The sequence below is a fragment of the Lentzea sp. NPDC037011 genome, from assembly GCF_055607425.1.
Genome location: NZ_JBVJRT010000001.1, coordinates 483640 through 502995 on the forward strand (window position 1 = coordinate 483640; position 19356 = coordinate 502995).

19 protein-coding genes are annotated in these 19356 nt (G+C 71.0%); 12 read left to right on the top strand and 7 right to left on the bottom strand.

The genetic code is table 11. The annotated features are described in order from the left end of the window. The first annotated feature begins 57 nt into the window (after nucleotides 1-57). The 10 genes from ACZ7CH_RS02445 (at nucleotide 58) to ACZ7CH_RS02490 (ending at nucleotide 10433) form a co-directional block, all read left to right on the top strand. A complete protein-coding gene (locus ACZ7CH_RS02445; protein ID WP_470373004.1) occupies nucleotides 58-1053 on the top strand; it encodes a Gfo/Idh/MocA family protein in 996 nt (331 codons plus the stop codon). A 4-nt stretch (nucleotides 1054-1057) separates the two neighbouring features. Beyond that, nucleotides 1058-1918, top strand: coding sequence for a TIM barrel protein (locus ACZ7CH_RS02450; protein WP_470373005.1), 861 nt, complete (start codon nucleotides 1058-1060; stop codon nucleotides 1916-1918). 14 nt (nucleotides 1919-1932) lie between these two features. Continuing rightward, on the top strand, nucleotides 1933-2919 hold the full coding sequence (locus ACZ7CH_RS02455; RefSeq protein ID WP_360396729.1) for a sugar ABC transporter substrate-binding protein: 987 nt from the start codon (nucleotides 1933-1935) through the stop codon (nucleotides 2917-2919). A 75-nt stretch (nucleotides 2920-2994) separates the two neighbouring features. Beyond that, nucleotides 2995-3984, top strand: coding sequence for an ABC transporter permease (locus ACZ7CH_RS02460; RefSeq protein ID WP_470373183.1), 990 nt, complete (start codon nucleotides 2995-2997; stop codon nucleotides 3982-3984). Further along, entirely contained in the window at nucleotides 3981-4751 is a 771-nt protein-coding gene (locus tag ACZ7CH_RS02465; RefSeq protein WP_470373006.1) for an ATP-binding cassette domain-containing protein, read from the top strand. The genes ACZ7CH_RS02460 and ACZ7CH_RS02465 overlap by 4 nt, the downstream gene beginning before the upstream one ends. Beyond that, nucleotides 4748-5680: a 5-dehydro-2-deoxygluconokinase gene (gene iolC / locus ACZ7CH_RS02470; RefSeq protein WP_360396734.1), complete on the top strand. Its 933-nt coding sequence runs from the start codon at nucleotides 4748-4750 to the stop codon at nucleotides 5678-5680. The genes ACZ7CH_RS02465 and iolC overlap by 4 nt, the downstream gene beginning before the upstream one ends. After that, complete coding sequence (locus ACZ7CH_RS02475) at nucleotides 5677-6582, top strand: Cgl0159 family (beta/alpha)8-fold protein (RefSeq protein WP_360396736.1); 906 nt, start codon at nucleotides 5677-5679, stop codon at nucleotides 6580-6582. The genes iolC and ACZ7CH_RS02475 overlap by 4 nt, the downstream gene beginning before the upstream one ends. Further along, nucleotides 6579-7466: a 5-deoxy-glucuronate isomerase gene (gene iolB, locus ACZ7CH_RS02480; RefSeq protein WP_470373007.1), complete on the top strand. Its 888-nt coding sequence runs from the start codon at nucleotides 6579-6581 to the stop codon at nucleotides 7464-7466. Before ACZ7CH_RS02475 ends, iolB begins: the two co-directional genes overlap by 4 nt. Then, nucleotides 7463-9316 (top strand): 3D-(3,5/4)-trihydroxycyclohexane-1,2-dione acylhydrolase (decyclizing), encoded by a 1854-nt coding sequence (gene iolD, locus ACZ7CH_RS02485; RefSeq protein ID WP_470373008.1) that lies wholly within the window; start codon nucleotides 7463-7465, stop codon nucleotides 9314-9316. Before iolB ends, iolD begins: the two co-directional genes overlap by 4 nt. Nucleotides 9317-9437: 121 nt before the next feature. Then, nucleotides 9438-10433: an NADH:flavin oxidoreductase/NADH oxidase gene (locus tag ACZ7CH_RS02490; RefSeq protein ID WP_458430014.1), complete on the top strand. Its 996-nt coding sequence runs from the start codon at nucleotides 9438-9440 to the stop codon at nucleotides 10431-10433. A gap of 72 nt (nucleotides 10434-10505) precedes the next feature. Here the strand turns inward: ACZ7CH_RS02490 and ACZ7CH_RS02495 are convergent, their stop codons facing one another. Further along, entirely contained in the window at nucleotides 10506-10691 is a 186-nt protein-coding gene (locus ACZ7CH_RS02495; protein WP_360396744.1) for a DUF3073 domain-containing protein, read from the bottom strand. A 173-nt stretch (nucleotides 10692-10864) separates the two neighbouring features. Between ACZ7CH_RS02495 and ACZ7CH_RS02500 the strand changes: the two genes are divergently transcribed. After that, on the top strand, nucleotides 10865-11728 hold the full coding sequence (locus ACZ7CH_RS02500) for a DUF8083 family protein (protein WP_360396746.1): 864 nt from the start codon (nucleotides 10865-10867) through the stop codon (nucleotides 11726-11728). On the opposite strand, the gene ACZ7CH_RS02505 is transcribed toward ACZ7CH_RS02500, so the two are convergent. The 5 genes from ACZ7CH_RS02505 to ACZ7CH_RS02525 are packed head-to-tail and all read right to left on the bottom strand — an operon-like array spanning nucleotide 11671 to nucleotide 15830. Next, nucleotides 11671-12852 carry an MFS transporter gene (locus ACZ7CH_RS02505; RefSeq protein ID WP_470373009.1) on the bottom strand — a complete coding sequence of 394 codons (1182 nt, stop codon included), beginning with the start codon at nucleotides 12850-12852 and terminating at the stop codon, nucleotides 11671-11673. The genes ACZ7CH_RS02500 and ACZ7CH_RS02505 overlap by 58 nt on opposite strands. Nucleotides 12853-12909: 57 nt before the next feature. After that, nucleotides 12910-13479 carry an RsiG family protein gene (locus ACZ7CH_RS02510; RefSeq protein ID WP_360396750.1) on the bottom strand — a complete coding sequence of 190 codons (570 nt, stop codon included), beginning with the start codon at nucleotides 13477-13479 and terminating at the stop codon, nucleotides 12910-12912. Between the two features lie 60 nt (nucleotides 13480-13539). Beyond that, nucleotides 13540-14364, bottom strand: coding sequence for a beta-keto acid cleavage family enzyme (locus ACZ7CH_RS02515; RefSeq protein WP_470373010.1), 825 nt, complete (start codon nucleotides 14362-14364; stop codon nucleotides 13540-13542). Between the two features lie 18 nt (nucleotides 14365-14382). Continuing rightward, complete coding sequence (gene ygfZ / locus ACZ7CH_RS02520) at nucleotides 14383-15444, bottom strand: CAF17-like 4Fe-4S cluster assembly/insertion protein YgfZ (RefSeq protein WP_458430017.1); 1062 nt, start codon at nucleotides 15442-15444, stop codon at nucleotides 14383-14385. Continuing rightward, nucleotides 15441-15830, bottom strand: a complete 390-nt coding sequence (locus tag ACZ7CH_RS02525; protein WP_470369996.1) for a Fur family transcriptional regulator — start codon at nucleotides 15828-15830, stop codon at nucleotides 15441-15443. The genes ygfZ and ACZ7CH_RS02525 overlap by 4 nt, the downstream gene beginning before the upstream one ends. Before the next feature lie 71 nt (nucleotides 15831-15901). Between ACZ7CH_RS02525 and ACZ7CH_RS02530 the strand changes: the two genes are divergently transcribed. Continuing rightward, nucleotides 15902-16744 (top strand): aminodeoxychorismate lyase, encoded by an 843-nt coding sequence (locus ACZ7CH_RS02530; protein ID WP_470373011.1) that lies wholly within the window; start codon nucleotides 15902-15904, stop codon nucleotides 16742-16744. A 1-nt stretch (nucleotide 16745) separates the two neighbouring features. Here ACZ7CH_RS02530 and ACZ7CH_RS02535 read toward each other — a convergent pair whose 3' ends face one another. Next, complete coding sequence (locus tag ACZ7CH_RS02535; protein WP_470373012.1) at nucleotides 16746-19280, bottom strand: glycosyl hydrolase family 18 protein; 2535 nt, start codon at nucleotides 19278-19280, stop codon at nucleotides 16746-16748. Nucleotides 19281-19356: the final 76 nt, after the last annotated feature.

The following is a 19356-nucleotide window of genomic DNA, read 5'->3' on the forward strand; positions in this document are numbered from 1 at the left end:
CGCTCCAACCAATAGAGCGCTCTAACACATCAGGTCGATGAACAGGGGAAACCTGCGATGCGGATCGGAGTAGCGGGTGTCGGCAGGATCGGCACCATGCATGCGACCAACCTCGCCGCACTGGATCGGGTGGACGAGGTGCTCCTCTTCGACCCGGTGCCCGGCAGGGCAGCGCAGGCGTCGGCGGGCCTCGCCGGGACCACGGCGGTGGACGACCTCGACACGCTCCTGGGCAGCGTCGACGGCGTCCTGCTCGCCACCCCGACGAACACGCACCCCGAGATGCTGCGCGCGGCCATCGCCAAGGGCGTTCCCACGCTGTGCGAGAAGCCGATCGCGAGCGACGTCGCCGAGATGCGCGCGCTGGTCGCGGACGTCGAGAAGTCCGGTGTGGAGGTCCTCGTGGGCTTCCAGCGCCGGTTCGACCCGGCGATCCACGAGCTGCACCGCCGCATCCGCGCGGGTGAGGTGGGTGACGTCTACCTGGTCAGGGCGATCGGCAACGACGCCACCCCGCCGGACTTCTCCTACCTGCCCGCGAGCGGCGGCATCTTCCGCGACCTGCTGATCCACGACCTGGACTGCGTGCCGTGGCTGGTCGGCGAGCCGGTCGTCGAGGTCTACGCGAGCGGGTCGGTCCTGGTGCACCAGGCGTTCGCCGACGCCGACGACGTCGACAACGCGGTCGTGCTGCTGAAGTTCGCCGGTGGTGCGCACGCCACGCTGGCCGGCGGGCGGCACGACCCGGTCGGCTACGACCACCGCATCGAGGTGCTGGGCAGCAAGGACTCGCTGGTCGCGGGTGTCGACCCGCGCACCCCGCTGAACTCGCTGGAGCCCGGCGGCCACGTGGCCGGACCGGACGCCTACCCCGGCTTCCCCGAGCGCTTCCACCGTGCTTATGTCAACGAGATGAAGCTGTTCACGCAGGTCATCAAGGGCGAGGTCGCGAACCCGTCGCCGGCGGGGCAGAGTTTGATCAGCCTTCGCCTGGCCGAAGCGTGTGAGCAGTCGCGCCGCAGCGGCGCACCGGTGCGGATCGAGGGGAACTGAGGACATGGCGAAGATCGCCGGAGCACCGATCTCCTGGGGCGTGTGCGAGGTGCCGGGCTGGGGTGACGTGCTCCCGTCCGGGACCGTGCTGAGCGAGATGCGCTCGCTCGGCCTCACCGCGACCGAGCTCGGCCCGCCCGACTACCTCCCGGCCGACCCCGAGCAGCTCAAGACCCTGCTCAAGAGCCACGAGCTCGGCCTCGTCGGCGGCTTCCTGGCCGTCCCGCTGCACACCGGCGCCCGGTCCACCCTGGACGAGACCGACCGGGTCGCCGCGATCCTGGCCGCTGGCGGCGCCGAGGTGCTCGTGCTCGCCGCCGCGACCGGCCTCGACGGCTACGACGAGACGCCGGAGCTCAGCGACGACGAGTGGGACACCCTCGTCGGCACCTGCGCGAAGATCCGCGAGATCGCCGCCGGGCACGGACTGCGGACCGTGCTGCACCCGCACGTGGGCACCCACGTCGAGCGGGAGGCGGAGGTCGACCGGTTCCTCGCCGACTCCGATCTCCAGCTCTGCCTGGACACCGGCCACCTCCTCATCGGCGGCACGGACCCGGTCGAGCTGGCGCGCCGCTACCCGGACCGGATCGGTCACGTGCACCTCAAGGACGTGCGTGACGAGATCGCGGCGAAGGTGCGCAGCGGCGCGCTCAGTTACACCGATGCCGTGGAACAGGGCATCTACGTGCCGCTCGGGGACGGCGACGTGGACGTGGAAGCACTGGTGAAGTCCGTCCTGGAGGCGGGCTACACCGGTTGGTTCGTGCTTGAGCAGGACACCCGGCTCAAGCACGGAGGTCCCGTGGACAAGCCGCTCCAGGACACCGCGCGCAGCCTCGCGCACCTCAGCAAGATCCTCTGAAGGGACGGGAGACGATGAAGTCTCGTCTGGTCATCCGTGCGGGCGCCGCTCTCGCCGGTGTTGCTCTACTGGCCGCGTGCAGCGGCCCGACGGGAACGCAGTCGCAGAACACGGGCGACAACGCCCCGGCCGCCGCGTCGGGCGACCTCAAGGTCTCCGTCATCACGCACGGCACCGCGGGTGACGCGTTCTGGAGCGTCGTGAAGGTCGGCGCGGAGGACGCGGGCAAGCAGCTCGGCGTCGGCGTCACCTACAACTCCGACGGCGACCCCGGCGCCCAGGCCAAGCTGATCGACAACGCCGTGTCGCAGAAGGTCGGCGGCATCGTCGTGTCGATGGCGAACCCGGACGCGCTCAAGACCTCCGTCGAGAACGCGGTGAAGGCCGGCATCCCGGTCATCACGATCAACTCCGGCAGCGCGAAGAGCACGGAGTTCGGTGCCATGGCGCACGTCGGCCAGGAGGAGACGATCGCGGGTGAGGAAGCCGGCAAGAAGCTCAAGGCCGCCGGCCGGACGAAGCTGCTCTGCGTGATCCACGAGGCCGGCAACTCGGGCCTCAACCAGCGCTGCGACGGTGCCCGCACCGGCTTCGGCGGCGCGGTGGAGAACCTCCAGGTCGACATCTCCAACCCGACCGACGTCGAGGCCCGCATCAAGGCCAAGCTGCAGTCCGACACCACCGTCGACGGCGTGCTCGCGCTCAACCCGCAGGTCGCCGTGAACGCCGCGTCCGCCATCAAGGGCACGAGCTCGAAGGCGCAGGTCGCCACCTTCGACCTCAACGCGGACGTGGTCACCGCGATCAAGGCGGGCGAGGTGCTCTTCGCCGTCGACCAGCAGCAGTACCAGCAGGGCTACCTGCCGGTCGTGATGCTGAAGCTGTTCAAGGACAACGCCAACACCCTCGGTGGCGGCAAGCCCGTGCTCACCGGCCCCGGCTTCGTCGACAAGTCCAACGTGGACAAGGTCGCGGAGTACGCCAAGAACGGCAAGAGGTAAGGAGGAGGCGGGGAGATGACCGTGACAGCCACAGCTCCACCGGCTGCCGACGAACGGCTGGGCAAGCCGAAGCCGATGGACCAGCTGGTCAAGCGGCCGGAGATCGGCGCCATGCTCGGCGCACTGCTCGTGTTCGTGTTCTTCTCCGTGGTCAGCGAGCAGTTCCTGAGCGTCGGCGGTGCCGCCACCTGGCTGGACGACGCGTCCATGCTCGGGATCATGGCGGTCGCGGTGGCGTTGCTGATGATCGGCGGCGAGTTCGACCTGTCCGCCGGCGTCATGACCGCGTCCACCGCGCTGGTCACGGCTCTCCTCGCCACCCAGCTCGGACTGAACGTCTGGCTGGCGCTGCTGGTGTCGCTCGCCTTCGCGCTGGCGGTGGGCGCGCTGAACGGCTGGCTCGTGATGCGCACGGGCCTGCCGAGCTTCATCGTGACGCTGGGCAGCTTCCTCGCGTTGCAGGGCCTCAACCTCGGCGTCACGCGCCTGGTCACGGGCAGCGTGCAGGTGTCGGGCATGCGCTCGGCGGCCGGGTACGAGTCGGCCGGGTTCCTGTTCGCCTCGACGTTCCAGGTCGCGGGCACCGGCTTCTACGTGTCGATCATCTGGTGGGTGCTGTTCACCGTTGTCGCGTCGACCGTGCTGATGCGCACCCGGTTCGGCAACTGGATCTTCGCGGTCGGCGGTGCCGCGCAGAGCTCGCGCGCGGTCGGCGTGCCGGTCGTGCGGTCGAAGATCCTGCTGTTCATGACGACCGCGTTCGCCGCGTGGCTCGTCGGCTCGATCAACATCCTGCGGTACGCGAGCGTGCAGGCCAACCAGGGCATCGGCCTGGAGTTCCAGTACATCATCGCGGCGGTGATCGGCGGCTGCCTGCTGACCGGCGGGTTCGGTTCCGCGGTGGGCGCGGCGATCGGCGCGCTGATCTTCGGCATGGCCCGGCAGGGCATCGTCTACGCCGGCTGGAACAGCGACTGGTTCCAGCTGTTCCTCGGCGTGATGCTGCTGGCCGCCGTGCTGGTGAACAACATGCTGCGCCGCCGAGCGGAGAGGGTCCGGCGATGACGCCACTCATCGAGACCGAGGACATCGGCAAGACCTACGGCAGCGTCATCGCGCTCAGCGACGTGTCCACCGTGGTCAACGCCGGTGAGGTCACCTGCGTGCTCGGCGACAACGGCGCCGGCAAGTCGACGCTGATCAAGATCCTGGCCGGTGTGCACCAGCACGACCGGGGCTCGTTCAAGGTCGAGGGGCAGGAGATCCGCTTCTCCTCGCCTCGAGAGGCGCTGGACCACGGCATCGCGACCGTGTACCAGGACCTCGCGGTCGTGCCGCTGATGTCGGTGTGGCGCAACTTCTTCCTCGGCTCGGAACCGACGACGAAGCTCGGGTTCCTGGACCGGAAGAAGGGCAGGGAGATCACCAAGAAGGCGTTGTCCGACATGGGCATCGACCTCCGCGACGTGGAGCAGCCCGTCGGCACGCTGTCCGGCGGTGAACGGCAGTGCGTCGCCATCGCCCGCGCCGTGCACTTCGGCGCCAAGGTGCTGATCCTCGACGAACCGACCGCGGCGCTCGGCGTGAAGCAGGCCGGGGTGGTGCTGAAGTACGTGGCCCAGGCCCGTGACCGCGGCCTCGGCGTCGTGCTGATCACCCACAACCCGCACCACGCCTACCCGGTCGGCAACCGGTTCCTGCTGCTCAAGCGCGGCCGTGCGCTCGGCTCGTACGAGAAGTCCGAGATCGACATCAACGAGCTCACGAAGCAGATGGCCGGTGGTGCCGAGCTGGAGGCCCTGGAGCACGAGCTGCGGGGTGTGGAGGCGTGACGTCGCTGGAGGTGCTGACCGTCGGCCGGGTCGGGGTCGACCTGTACCCCGAGCAGTCGGGCGTGCCGCTGGCCGACGTCAGCACGTTCGCCAAGTCGCTCGGCGGCACGGCGACCAACGTCGCGGTCGCCGCCGCACGGCTCGGCCGCCGGGCCGGTGTGCTGACCAAGGTCGGCCCGGACGGCTTCGGGACCTACGTGCGGCGAGCACTGGAGGGGTTCGGGGTGTCGCCGGCACACGTCGGCACGTCGCCGGACCTGCTGACGCCGGTGGTGTTCTGCGAGCTGAACCCGCCCGCCGACCCGCCGCTGCTGTTCTACCGGCTGCCGACCGCGCCGGACCTGACGCTGACCGACGCCGACGTGCCGTGGGACGTCGTGCGGGACGTGCCGCTGCTGTGGGTGACCGGCACCGGCGTCTCCGCGGAACCGGCCCGCGCGACCCAGCGGAAGATGCTGGAGCACCGCGGCCGGCGCACGCACACCGTGCTCGACCTGGACCACCGGCCGATGTTCTGGCCGGACGTCGAGACCGCGCGCACCGAGATCGGCTGGATGCTCGACCACGTCACGGTCGCCGTGGGCAACCGGACCGAGGTCGAGGTCGCCGTCGGCACGTCCGACCCGGACGGGGCCGCTGACCGGCTGCTGGCCCGCGGGTTGTCGTTGGTGCTGGTCAAGAAGGGTGCCGACGGCGTGCTCGTCGCCACGCCGGAGGGCCGCTGGACGGTCGCGCCGAACCCCGTCGAGGTCGTCTGCGGGCTCGGCGCCGGTGACGCGTTCGGCGGGTCGCTGGCGCACGGCCTGCTGTCCGGCTGGGACCCGGTGCGGATCGCCCGCTACGCCAACGCGGCCGGCGCGTTGGTCGCGTCCCGGCTGGCCTGCGCCGACGCGATGCCGGACGAGAAGGAGATCGAGGAACTGCTGTGATCACTGATGGGCAGTGGCGCGAACTGCTGTGGCGGCGCGCGGAGGACCCCGGTTCGATCCGGCGGGCCTACCAGTCGCGCAGGCGCAGGCAGACGTTGCTGAACGGCAAGTCCACGCTGTTCCTGGTCGCGGCGGACCACCCGGCGCGCGGTGCACTCGGCGTCGGCGGCGACCCGCTGGCGATGGCGGACCGGCGCTCGTTGCTGGCGCGCCTGCTGACGGCGCTGGCCAACCCCGACGTCGACGGCGTGCTCGGCACGCCGGACGTGATCGAGGACCTGCTGCTGTTGGACGGCCTGCACGAACGCGTGGTCATCGGGTCGATGAACCGCGGTGGCCTTGCCGGTGCCGACTGGGAGATCGACGACCGGTTCACCGCGTACTCGGCGGCGTCCATCGCGACGTTCGGCCTGGACGGCGGCAAGATGCTGCTGCGCCTGGTCGACTCGGACCCCGGCACGATCCCGACGCTGGAGGGCTGCGCGCGGGCCGTCACCGAACTGGCCGAGCACGGCCTGATGGCGATGGTGGAACCGTTGCCGTACCAGCGCGACCACAACGACAAGCTGGTGCTGCAGAAGGACGCCGCCGCCCTGTCGCGCGCTTCGGCCGTGGCAGCGGGGCTGGGCTCGACGTCCGCCTACACCTGGCTCAAGCTGCCCGCGCCGGGCGAACCCGAGGTCGTGCTGGACACGACGGCGCTGCCCGCGCTGGTGCTCGGCGGCGTGCCGTCCGCGAACCCCGAGGACGACCTCGCGTCGTGGGGCCGTTCGCTGCGCCACGACGCCGTGCGGGGCCTGGTCGTCGGCCGCGCGCTGCTCTACCCGCCGGACGGTGACGTGGCCGCCGCCGTCGCCGCTGCCGCCGAAGTCCTCCGCGCCGCGAAGGGGATCACCGAATGACCCTGCACCGTCCACACGGGACGCTCTCGACGCCGTCCGACGTCGTCTCGCTCGCGCCTGCGGACGCGGGCTGGACGTACACCGGTCTGCGGGTGCTGCGGATCGAGGCCGGCCACGCCCGTACCGTCGTGACCGGTGAGTTCGAGGCGTTCGTGCTGCCGCTCGCCGGATCGCTCGTGGTCGAGGTGGACGGCGAGCGGTTCGAGCTGCGGGGCCGTGAGTCGGTCTTCACCCGCGTCACGGACTTCGCCTACGTGCCACGGGACGCGACGGTGGTCTTGTCCAGTGTGGACGGATGCGAGGTCGCGCTGCCGATGGCGCGCTGCGAGAACCGGCTGACGCCGAAGTACGGTCCGGCGGAAGGTGTTCCGGTCGAGGTGCGCGGCGCGGGCAACGCCACCCGCCAGGTCACGAACTTCGGCGTGCCGGGCGTGTGGGACCACGCGGACAGGCTGAACGCGTGCGAGCTGATCACCCCGGACGGCAACTGGTCCTCGTACCCGCCGCACAAGCACGACGCCTCCGCGCCGTGCGAGGTGGAGAACGAGGAGGTCTACTACTTCCGCATCGCCGACCGGGACGGCGTCACGCCGTCGCGCACCGGTTTCGGCTTCCACCGCACGTACACCGACGACGGCACGATCGACGAGGACGTGACCGTGCGCGACGGCGACGTGTTCCTGATCCCGCGCGGCTACCACGGCCCGTGCGTGGCCGCGCCCGGTTACCCGATGTACTACCTGAACGTGCTGGCGGGGCCGGGTGCCGAGCGCTCGATGGCGTTCTGCGACGACCCGGCGCACACCTGGGTCCGCGACAGCTGGGCGGCGCAGGAGCTCGACCCGCGCTGCCCGGTCACGACCGCAGAGGGGCGGACCAAGTGAAGCTCACGACCGCACAGGCGCTCGTCCGCTGGATGCTCGCCCAGCAGACAGAGCTCTTCGACGGCACCCGCGCACCGCTGTTCCCCGGCGTGTTCGCGATCTTCGGCCACGGCAACGTCCTCGGCGTCGGCACCGCGCTGGAGGAGGTCCGCGACCGGATTCCGGTGTGGCGCGGCCACACCGAGCAGGGCATGGCGCTGGCCGCCGTCGGCATCGGCAAGGCCACCCACCGCCGTCAGGTCGGCGTCGCCACGTCGTCGATCGGCCCCGGCGCGTTGAACATGGTCACCGCGGCCGGCGTCGCCCACGCCAACCGCCTGCCGCTGCTGTTGCTGCCCGGCGACACCTTCACCGGCCGCGCGCCGGACCCGGTGCTGCAGCAGGTCGAGCACTTCCACGACCCCACGGCCACCGTGAACGACGCGTTCCGCGCCGTCTCCCGCTACTTCGACCGCATCACCCGGCCCGAGCAGCTGCTGTCGACGTTGCCGCAGGTGGCCCGCGTGCTGACCGACCCGGCGGACTGCGGCCCGGTGACCCTGGCGCTGCCGCAGGACGTGCAGGCCGAGTCCTTCGACTTCCCGGAGTCGCTGTTCAAGCCGGTCGTCCACCGCCTGGTGCGCTCCCGCCCCGACCTGCACGCGCTGGCCGACGCCGCTCACCTGGTCCGCTCGTCGGCCCGCCCGCTGCTCGTGCTGGGCGGCGGCGTCCGCTACTCCGGTGCCGCCGGCCGCGCCCTGCGGTTCGCCGAACAGCACGGCATCCCGGTCACCGAGACCACAGCGGGCCGCACGCTGGTCCCGCACGACCACCCGCTGCACGCCGGTCCCCTGGGCATCACCGGCTCGACCTCGGCGAACGTCCTGGCCGGCGAGGCCGACCTGGTGCTCGCGGTGGGCACCCGGCTGCAGGACTTCACGACCGCGTCCTGGACCGTGTTCTCCCCGGACGTGAAGCTGGTGTCGCTGAACACGGCCCGCTTCGACGCCGTGAAGCACGGCTCGTCCGCCCTGGTCGCCGACGCCGACGAGGGCCTGCGCGAGCTGACCGACGTCCTCGGTCCCTGGCAGGCCCCGTCGTCGTGGGCCCAGCGCGCGGCTTCGGAGCGTGCGAAGTGGGACGCCCACATCACCGCGCTGCGCACCCCGTCGGCAGGCCTGCCCACGTACGCCCAGGTCGTCGGCGTGGTGAACGAGGCCAGCGGCCCGACCGACTACGTGCTGACCGCGTCCGGTGGCCTGCCCGGCGAGCTGATCGGCGGCTGGCGCGCCACCGGCGCGGCCACCATGGACGTCGAGTACGGCTTCTCCTGCATGGGCTACGAGCTGGCCGGCGCCTGGGGAGCCGCGATCGCCCACACCTCCGGTGTCGTCACGACCCTGCTGGGCGACGGCTCGTACCTGATGCTGAACTCGGAGCTGTTCTCCGCGTCCTTCGCCGGCCACGGCTTCGTGGCCGTGGTCTGCGACAACGACGGCTACGCCGTGATCCACCGCCTGCAGACCGGCCAGGGCGGCACCGGCTTCAACAACCTCTACGCCGACTGCCGGTCCACCCACGCCGCACCGCCCCGCACCGACTTCGCGGCACACGCGGCGGCCATGGGCTGCGCGGTGTTCCCGGTCGACTCGCTGGACGAGCTGGACGGCGCCTACCGCAAGGCGCGCGAGGTGGCGGTCGGCGAGCAGCGGCCCGCGGTCGTGGTGATCCGCACGCACCCGTCGTCGTGGACGGAGGCCGGGGCGTGGTGGGAGGTCGGGGTGCCGGAGACCTCGCACCGGGCGGAGATCGCGGCGGCGCGGGAGGACGTGCTGGAGGGCAAGGCCAGGCAGGTCCGCTATCTGACCTGATGACCGGTTCGGTGTCTCAGCGTCACGCCCAGTGACTGAGACGACGCCGCTGCCGGGAACAACACGCCGAGCGGCTCCCTTGAACATTTAGTTAGGTCTACGAACGTTCAAGGGAGCCCCCGTGAGCTTGCTGTTCTCCCCGCTTACCCTGCGGGGCGTCACGCTGCCCAACCGCATCGCGGTCAGCCCGATGTGCCAGTACTCGGTGGACCAGGAGGACGGCGTCCCGACCGACTGGCACCTCGTCCACCTCGGCTCGCGCGCCGTCGGCGGGGCCGGCCTGGTGATCGCCGAGGCCACGGCCGTGGTGCCGGAGGGCCGGATCTCGCCGCAGGACACCGGCATCTGGAACGACGAGCAGGTCGCGGCCTGGCGCAGGGTCACGAGCTTCATCAAGGCGCAGGGCAGCGTCCCCGGCATCCAGCTCGGGCACGCCGGGCGCAAGGCGATCGGCGACTGGGTGCCGGTGGCGCCCACGACCGAGCCGTTCCCCGGTGGCAACCAGCCGGAGAAGATCACGAACCACACCGGGGTCGTCAAGGCGTTCGTCGAGGGGGCGATCCGGGCGCTCGCAGCCGGGTTCGAGGTGCTCGAGATCCACGCCGCCCACGGCTACCTGCTGCACCAGTACTACTCGCCGCTGACGAACGAGGGCAGCCTGGAAGAACGCATCGCCGTTCCGGTCGAGGTCACCGCCGCCGTGCGGGCAGCCGTCGGCCCGGAGGTGCCGGTGATCGTGCGGATCAGCGGTACCGACTGGGTCGACGACGGCTGGACCGCCGACGACAGCGTGGTGCTGGCGACGGCGCTCAAGGCCGCGGGTGCCGACCTGGTCGACGTGTCCAGTGGTGGCAACACGGCGCAGGCGGAGATCCCGGTCGGGCCCGGCTACCAGGTGCCGCTGGCTGAGGCTGTGCGGCGCAAGGCGGACGTGCCCACGGGTGCGGTCGGCCTGATCACCGAGGCGAAGCAGGCCGAACAGGTGTTGAACGACGGTGCCGCCGACCTGGTGCTGCTCGCACGCGAGCTGCTCCGCGACCCGTACTGGCCACTGCACGCGGCACAGCAGCTGGGTGTGGAGGTTCGAGCACCGAGGCAGTACGCCAGGGCGTTCTGAGCAGGCCTGACGAGGTCAAGGGTTGGGTGGCCTCGATCAGCCACCCAACCCTTGAACCGCGTCAGGCTTGATTCAGCGACGGTAGTCGTCGTAGTCGTCGTACGGGTCGTCATGGCGCTCATCGCCACCACTCCCGTTCGGCGACGTTTCGCCACCAGACAGCTCTCGCTGCAGCGCAGCGAAGTCGGTCTCATGAGAGCTGTATTTGAGCTCCCTGGCGACCTTCGTCTGCTTGGCCTTCGCTCGGCCGCGCCCCATGGCTCGACCCCCTCGCACAGGGACGGGGGCGGCCGGGGGAACGGCGGCCCCACTCGTCTCGACAACTAGTTCCTGGTAACTACCGTACCGTGCCGATGGGGTTCCTCGCGACGCGGTAGGCGTGACACGCACCGCCAAATCTCCCAGCCGCCCCCGCGTGGAAGGATGCACAGGTGCCCAGACCGTTCGTCGCCTACCTCAGGGTGTACGAACCGTTATCGGTTCTGGACGCGCCGCTGGCCGATGAAGTGCGAAAAGCCCTGGACAGGGGTCCTGTCGCCCGCGCGGAGGTCGGTGACCGAGAGCGAGAGCTGTGGTTGCGCTCACAGTTGGCGAAGAAGTTGCTCCCGGGCGGTTCGGACCTCGACGTGATGACCATCAGCCCGGCCGAGGTGCCGACGTCCGACGCCGCGCGTGTCGGGCCGGGACCCCTCGTCTGCCCGCTGGACCTCAGGGCCCGGTCCGCGGCGGCCCTGGTGGGCTTCCTGGCCTCTTCTCCGCCCGTTCTGCAGGACGCGGCGCTCGGCGCGGCACCGGAGACGGTCCGGTCGCGTGCGTCCGCCGTGCTGGCCGAGCTGTCCGCCGGGGCCGTGCACGTGATCTCCACGACGTGGACGGTGCCGCTGCCGTGGTTCGCCCTCGTCGACCCGGCCCAGCGCCGGGTGGTGCTCGCGAGCGCCCAGGACGACCCGGAGCGGCAGGTGTCCTGGCGGGTCGCCATGGCCGACGCCCGCCGGCGGGTCGCGCGGGCGTTGAAGGTCGTGAAGAGCGCGCTGGGCGACGACGGACCGGCCAAGGTCCTCGCCGACACCGGCCGCTGGCTGGAGCACTTCCACCCGCACTCGGCGGTCGAGCTCGACTACGGCGGCCTGGTCCAGCTGCTGAACGACGTGGACCTGATGGAGGACTCCTCCGCGGCTGACGTGAACGCCGTCGTCGACGCGCTGGAGACCGGGGACGCCGAGGAGGTCGCGCTGCGCTACGAGACGCTGCGCGAGTTCTGGGGCGAGCTGGCCCGCCGCGAACGCCACGGCTGAAGCAGCGCCCACCCGGCGGTCGACGCCGCGGCCGCGAGCAGCATCGCCGCGGGCCACCCCACGTGCACCGCGACCCAGGCCGAGACGGCGGGCGTGACCGTCGCGCTGAGGTAGTTCGCACTGTTCTGCATGCTGATCGCGGTCGCGCTGCGGCCCTCCGGCGCGAGCTCGCCCGCCTCGGTGACGGCGAGCCCGTTCCACGCCAGCGCCACCACGGCGGTCGGCACCAGCACCGCCACGAGCACCGGCACCGGCGCCCGGTCCAGCACGGCGGTCAGCACGAACCCCACCGCCATCGCCACGGCGAGCACCCGCAGCGGCCCGACGCGGCTGCCCACCCGGTCCGACCAGACCCCGGCCGCCAGCCGGCCGGCCCCGCCCAGCGCCTGCGCCACGCCGAACACCACGGCGGCGGTCGTGACGGCCAGCCCGCGGTGCTCGTGCAGCAGCGGCACCAGCAGCGTCGCCGCGGTGAACTGGGGGACGACGAGGAGCCCGCTGGCCGCGGTGAGCCGGATCAGCCGCGGGTCCCTGAGCACGAGCCCGTGCGCGCCACTGCCGCGGGTGGCACCCGGTGGTTCGCGGACCAGCAACGCCACCGCGAGCGCCACGAACGCCGTCACCGACGCCAGGACGACGAACGCCACCGGCACGCCGGAGGCGAGCGCGATGCCGGGCAGGAATGCGGCGGTCAGCGCGGCGCCCAGCGGGGTCGCCGTCTGCCGCACCCCCATCGCCAGCCCGCGCCGGCCGCTGGGGAACCAGGACATCACCGCCCGGCCGCTGGCGGCGTTCACGCTGGCACCGAACAGCCCGGCGCCGAGCAGGGCCGCGCCCGCGAGCCACGCGTCGCCGACCGCCACGCCGAGCAGGCAGGCTGCGGCGCCGGCGCCCCCGATGGTCATCGCGAGCCGTTCGCCGCGCTTGTCCGCGAAGAGGCCCCACGGCACCAGCGCGATCATCGTGCCCAGGTTGACCGCGCCGAGTAGCAACCCCACCTGGGGCAACGTCAGGCCGAAGTGGTCGCGCAGCTGGGGGCTGAGGGCCGAGAGGCCGAGGAAGACCGCCGCGTTGGTGCCCTGCGCCAACGCCCCCACGAACAGCACGACCCAGCGGTACCCCATGGGGGCACGCTAGGTCCGCCGCTCAGAAAGTGGAACGACTCTCCCAGATGCTGGGAGTCAGCTCTTCCGCCGGTGGTGACCGCGCTCCGCGGCCAGCAGCTCGTCCACGGACGCGCTCCCGCGCTGGTAGCGGGACGCGATCTCGGCGTTGAGCCGGTCCACGACCACCTGCACCTCGCGCCGCCGCACCGACACGGAGGCCTCTTCGGAGATGAACGTCTCCAACACCTCACCGAGGCGGTCGTCGGACAGCTTGCTCACGTCGGAGAGGTCGACATCGGAAATCAGCGCTTCCACGTGCCGTTGATGCGCATCAGCACGTGAGGGCTCATGGGTCTGGTACCGGCCGAGGCCGGTCGCCGGCCCGACGGCGTTCGTGGAGAGGATCGTGGCCAGTTGGTCGACCACCGCCGAGCCGCCGGAGCTGCGGCGCTGCTGTTCGGCACGCACGATGTCGATCCGCGCGTGCAGCAGCCGCCGCAGGTAGGACAGGTCGGTTTCCTCCTGCGCTGCTTCGTCGCGGAGTTCGCGCACCTCGACGAGCGGGCGTTGCTCGACGCCCTCCGTGTAGTCGGGAGCGAGCACCCGGTCGATTCGGCGGCGCCCGCCAGGACGCACCTCGATCACGTGTCCATCCTGCGGTAGATCCTCCTCAGCCGCCAACAGATCCCTTGCACCGAACTTGTCTCAAATCTGCACGCCCAGCACCTTGCGCGCCTCGTCGGGCGACAGCGGCGGCCGCTGCGCGATCTTCGCGAGACCCGCCGCACGGGCGACGAGCTGTGCGTTGTCCCGCACCGGCACGCCTCGCGAGTAGCTGGTCGTGTCTTCCATACCCACGCGGAGGTGCCCACCCGCGCCCAATGCGGTGAACATCACGGGAAGAGTGGTCCGGCCGATCCCGGTGGCGGAGAACGTCGCCCCGTCCGGCAGGGCGTTCACCGCGGCGACCAGCGTCTGCGCGTCACCGGGCATGCCGCCGGGCACGCCCATGACGAGGTCGACGTGCACGTGCCCGCCCGCGGGCAGGCCGTGCTGGTCGAGCAGCCGCTTCAACGACGCCAGCTGGCCGATGTCGAAGATCTCGTACTCGGGCACGATGCCGCGTTCCTGCATGCCCTTGTGCAGCGCGACGACGAACTCCCAGCGGTTCAGGAACACGTCGTCGCCGAAGTTGACGGTCCCCATCGTGCAGGACGCCGAGTCCGGCATCGCCTCCAGCACGCGCAGCCGGTGCTCCTCCGGGTCGTGCACCGACCCGCCGGTGGACAGCTGGACCACGAGGTTCGTCTGCTCGCGCAACGCGGCGACGGTGGCCTTCAGCAGCCCGAGGTCGAGCGACGGCTTCGCGTCCGCGCCGCGGACGTGGACGTGGACCATCGCCGCGCCGACCTGCTCGCAGCTCTGAGCCGTCGAGACCAGCTCCTCCAGTGTCACCGGGAGCTGGGGGACGTCGGTCTTCGCGTGCTCCGCTCCGGTGGGAGCGACAGTGATGAGCGTGCCCAGGGACATAGGCGCGACTGTAGGGGCTCAGCCCCTCAAGTTGCGAACAGCTTCCCTGCCCAGACCGGGCGTGTCCGGCGGCACCGAGTCGGGGTCGATGCGGGCGGCCGCCTGGCGCTCCCCGTCACCGGCGACCAGCTCGGACTCGACCGGTACGGACCGCTTGACCAGCGCCAACGCGATCGGCCCCAGCTCGTGGTGCTGCGCGACGCTGCCCACCCGGCCCACCACGCGGCCGTCCAGGAGGACCGGGTCACCAGTCTCCGGCTGCCCGTCGGCAGAACCATCCAGGTGGAGTAGGAGCATGCGGCGGGGCGGCCGTCCCACGTTGTGGACCTTCGCGACCGTCTCCTGGCCGCGGTAGCAGCCCTTGCTCAGGTGGACCGCCGGCTCGACCAGGTTCACCTCGTGCGGGATCGTGCGCTCGTCGGTGTCGACGCCCAGCCGGGGCCGCAGCGACTCGACCCGCAGCGCCTCGAAGGCGAAGCTGCCGGCCGGGCGGGCGCCCGCGCCGGTGATCCGCTGCCACCACGCGGCCAGCTCGGCGCGCGGCACCAGCAGGTCGAACGCGCCCTTGCCCGGCCACGACGTCCGCCGCACGAAGCCGTCGCCCAGCGCGGCGACGTCCGCGGGCACCGGCACGCCGAGCTTCTCCAGCAGCGCGGCCGCGTCCGGGCCGATGACCGTCAGCAGCGCGAGCTCGGCCGTGGCGTCACGTGGCTCGACCTTCGACCAGAAGACCATCTTCTTCAGGTACGCGAGCAGGTCGTCGACCTTCTCCACGTCCAGGAACACGGTGCCGCCGACGTTCGCGACGACCATGTGGTGCTCCAGCCGGCCCTGCGCGTCGAGGATCAGCGCCTCGGTGCCGGCGTTCTCGCCGAGCTGCTCGAAGTGCTGGCTGGTGAGCTGGTGCAGCCAGGTGAGCCGGTCCTCGCCGGGCACGGCGATGATCCCGCGGTGCGAGCGGTCCACGACGACGACCGAGCGCGCGGCCGAGCGTTGTTCCGCGAACGGGTCGCCGTAGTGCCAGGCGACGCCGGCGTCGGTCGACTCGTCGGGCGGAGGAACGGCTCCTGGGAGGCTCACTCGGTCTCCTGCTCCTGCTTCAGGCAGTCGCGGCACGTGCCGGACAGCGCGAGGTGGCTTGCATCAAGTTCGAACCCGTCGCGCTCCCGCAATGTTCCGACCAGCGGGTCGAGCAGCTCACACGGGATCTCGTCGATCCGGCCGCAGGAGTGGCAGACCAGGTGCACGTGCTGGTGCTCGTCGACGGAGTAGCTCGGCGCGCCGTGCCCGAGGTGCGTGTGCCGCACCAGCCCGAGCCGGTCGAGCAGGTCGAGCGTGCGGTAGATCGTCGTGATGTTGACCGTCGGCGCCGTCTCCTGGACGCGCTGGCAGATCTGCTCCGGGGTCGCGTGGCCCAGGACCCTGACGGCGTCCAGCACGAGCTGGCGCTGCGGTGTCATCCGCATGCCGCGGTCGTGCAGCGTTTTGCGCAGGCCTCTTGCGGTCTCCACAGCCCTGATGTTAGTAGGCTCACGCCATGCGCGTGCTGGCACTGCTCGACGGAACCCTTGCCGACCCCGACGCCCCGCAGATCCGTGTCGACGACCTCGGTCTGATGCGCGGCGACGGCGTCTTCGAAACCATCCTCGTCGTCGACGGCAAGCCCCGTGAGCTGTCGCCGCACCTGGACCGCCTGGAGCGGTCGGCGGCCATGCTCGACATGCCGGTCCCGCCGCGGCCCCAGTTCGAGCGCGCGGTCGAGCTCGTCATCGCCAACTGGACCGGTGGCGGCGAGTTCGCGCTCAAGCTCGTCTACACCCGCGGTGTCGAGGGCGGCGACGGCACCGGCACCGGGTTCGCGCTGGGCATGGAGATCGGCGCGAAGGTGCTCAAGCAGCGCGCCGAGGGCCTGTCCGCGGTGACGCTGGACCGCGGTATCGAGGCGGACCTCGCCGACCGCGCGCCGTGGTTGCTGCTGGGCGCCAAGTCGCTGTCGTACGCGATCAACATGGCCGCTGTCCGCGAGGCCGAGCGCCGCGGCGCCGCCGAGGTCATCTTCACGACCTCCGGCGGTTCCGTGCTGGAGGGCCCCACCTCCACCGTGGTCCTGGTGCGCGGCAAGACGCTGGTCACGCCGCCGTCCGAGCTCGGCATCCTGCCCGGCACCACGCAGTACGCGTTGTTCCGCGCCGCCGAGCGCGCCGGCTGGACCGTGCTCGTGGAGCCGGTCCAGACCGGCGAGCTCTACGACGCCGAGGGCGTGTTCCTCACCTCCAGCGTCCGCAAGATCACGCGGGTGACCACGCTGGACGGCAAGCAGCTGCCCGACTCGTCGGCCCTGCTCACCGAGCTGCAGGGCCTGTACGAGTCGGAGTACTGAGCTACCTCAGCCCGACGTCGACCGCGGCCAGCAACGGGCCGCGGTCACCGGACATCTCCCAGAACATCGCGCCCAGCAGGTTCTTCGACTTGAGCCACGCGGTCTTCTTCTGGATCGACCACACGTCGTCGAAGGTCCACCACTGGTTGCCGGTGTAGCAGGACGTCGCCACCGCCACCTCGTCGTGGAAGACGGTGCAGTTCGGCACCGACGCGACGAGGTTGGCGTACCCGCGCGTGCCGGACTCCTCCGGGAACTGGCCCGGTGCCGCGCCACCCGCCTGCTGCCACTCGCCGTTCTTGCCGCCGTTGACCACGTTCTGCCAGCCGCGGCCGTAGAACGCGAGCCCGAGCGTGATCTTGCGCGGCGGCACCCCCGCGTCGAGGTAGGCCTGCACCGTGCTCTCCACGCTGAACTTCGTCGTGTACGGGTCGTCCGGGTCCGGGTACAGGTTGCCCTGGTGACCGGTCCGGTTGGGCTCCCACGAGTTGTCGCTGCCGGAGCCGTGGAAGTCGTAGCCCTGGACGTTGAAGATGTCCATCGACTGCGCGACCCGCCCGAGCTCCCAGCCCGCCTCGATCTTGGCCGGGTCGGCCGGCGTGAACGCGGTCAGCTGGTAGCGCTTGCCGGTCGTGGCGCCGTAGGCGTCGATCTGCCGGCGGAACTCCTCGATCAGCAGGGTGTTGTTGACCTTGTCCTGCGGACCGAAGTGGTTGCCCGCGTGGCCCTCCGCGCCCGGCCACTCCCAGTCGAGGTCGAAGCCGTCGAAGATGCCCGCCGCCGTGCCGGGACCGCCCGCGCCGTTGTAGACCGGCAGGTTGCCCTTGAGGTAGACGTCGATGCACGACGACACGAACTTCTTGCGCGCCGCGTCGGTGGCCGCGACGTCGGAGAAGTACTTGGAGTACGTCCAGCCGCCGAGCGAGATCAGCACCTTCAGGTCCGGGTGCTTCGCCTTGAGCTTCTTGAGCTGGTTGTAGTTGCCGCGCAACGGTTCCCAGCCGCTGTCCGCCACACCGTCGACGGACTGGGCCGCCGCGAACGGCCTGCTGTAGTCGGCTTCCGCGTCACCGGCGCCGTCACCCTGGTTCGGGTCCTGCGGGTTCGGGCTGGTGCCCTTCGTGACACCGTGCAGGCACGTCAGGTTGACCGGGTCGATGTTGCCGAACGCGTAGTTGACGTGCGTCAGCTTCGCGGCGTCCATGTCCTTCACGAAGTACTGGCGTCCGTAGATGCCCCACTGCACGAAGTACCCGACACGGGCGTAGCCGCCGACGATGTCACTGGTGCGTTCGTTCACCGCGTTGCTCGCGGCGGACACGTTGTCGTAGATGTCCCGTGCGCGCACGGTGAACGTGTAGTCCGTGGACGGCGCAAGGCCATTGACGACCGCGGTGGTGCCGGAGACCGTCTGCTTCACGGTCGAGCCGACGTAGACGTCGTAGTTCGCGACGCCGCGGTTGTCGGTGGACGCGGTCCACGCCAGCGTGACGCTGCCCGCGTCCTTCGCCGTGGCGCGCAGGGCGCCCGGTGCGGTCGGCGGGGTCGTGTCGTCGGCGGGGTTGTTGGTGGTGACGGCCACGGCCGTGCTCGGAGCGCTCTGCGTGCCCTTGGTGTCCTTGGCGCGCACGGTGAACGAGTACGCCGTGTTCGGGTTCAGGCCGGTGATGATCGTGGACGTCGTGGTGGAGCTGCCGGCGAGCGTGCTGCCGTTGTAGACGTCGTACCCGGCGATGGGCAGGGAGCCGGGGTTCGACGCGGTCCACTGCAACGTCACCGTGCGCGTGGTCTTCGTCGGCGAGGTGAGGCCCGTCGGGGTGCTCGGCGGGGTGTCCGCGCTGCCGTCGCAGTTCGCGTTGTTGATCCGGCACGTCACCGGGTCGACGTTGGAGCTGATGGCGAACGTCGGGCTGTACGGCTCGGTGCTGCCACCCGCGGCCACGGTCTTGTTGTAGTGCAACGGGGTGATGGTGACCTGGTTGCCGTTCTGGCTGACGGTGCCGTTCTGGCCGTTGCCTGCCGTCACGCCGTTGGGCAGCGTGAGGGAGATCGACCAGTCGCTCACCGCGGCGGTGGTGTGGTTGCGCACGACGAACTTCGCCGTGCCACCGGCCACCGAGTACTCGGCGGTGAGCCCGGTGGGCGCCGGTGCGGGGTCACCGCTGCCGTCGCACGCCATGCCGTTGATCGTGCAGGCGGTCGGGTCGGCCGCGGCGCTCAGCGTGAACGTCGGGCTGTAGGGCTCGGTGGTGCGCCCCGCGGGGAGGTTGGCGAGGTAGAACGCCGGGGTGAGCGTCACCCGCGTGCCGTTCTGGGTGGTGGTGGCGTTCTGGACGCCGCTCACCGTGACACCGGTGGGCAGGTCGAACTTGACCGACCAGCCGTTGAGCGCGGCCGTGGACGCGTTGGCGACCACGAGCTTGGCGCTCGTGCCGGTGCGGGTGAAGGTCGCGGTGATGCCCGTGGCGGCGTGTGCAGGGACCGCCAGGGCTGTTACCGCGACCAGAATCGCTAGGAGGGCAGGGAATCGGCGCATGCGGAACTCCAGTTTGGTGAAGGTTCCGCGGCGGCCTGGTGGATACCGTATTTGGTCTGGACCACTTCCGTCAACG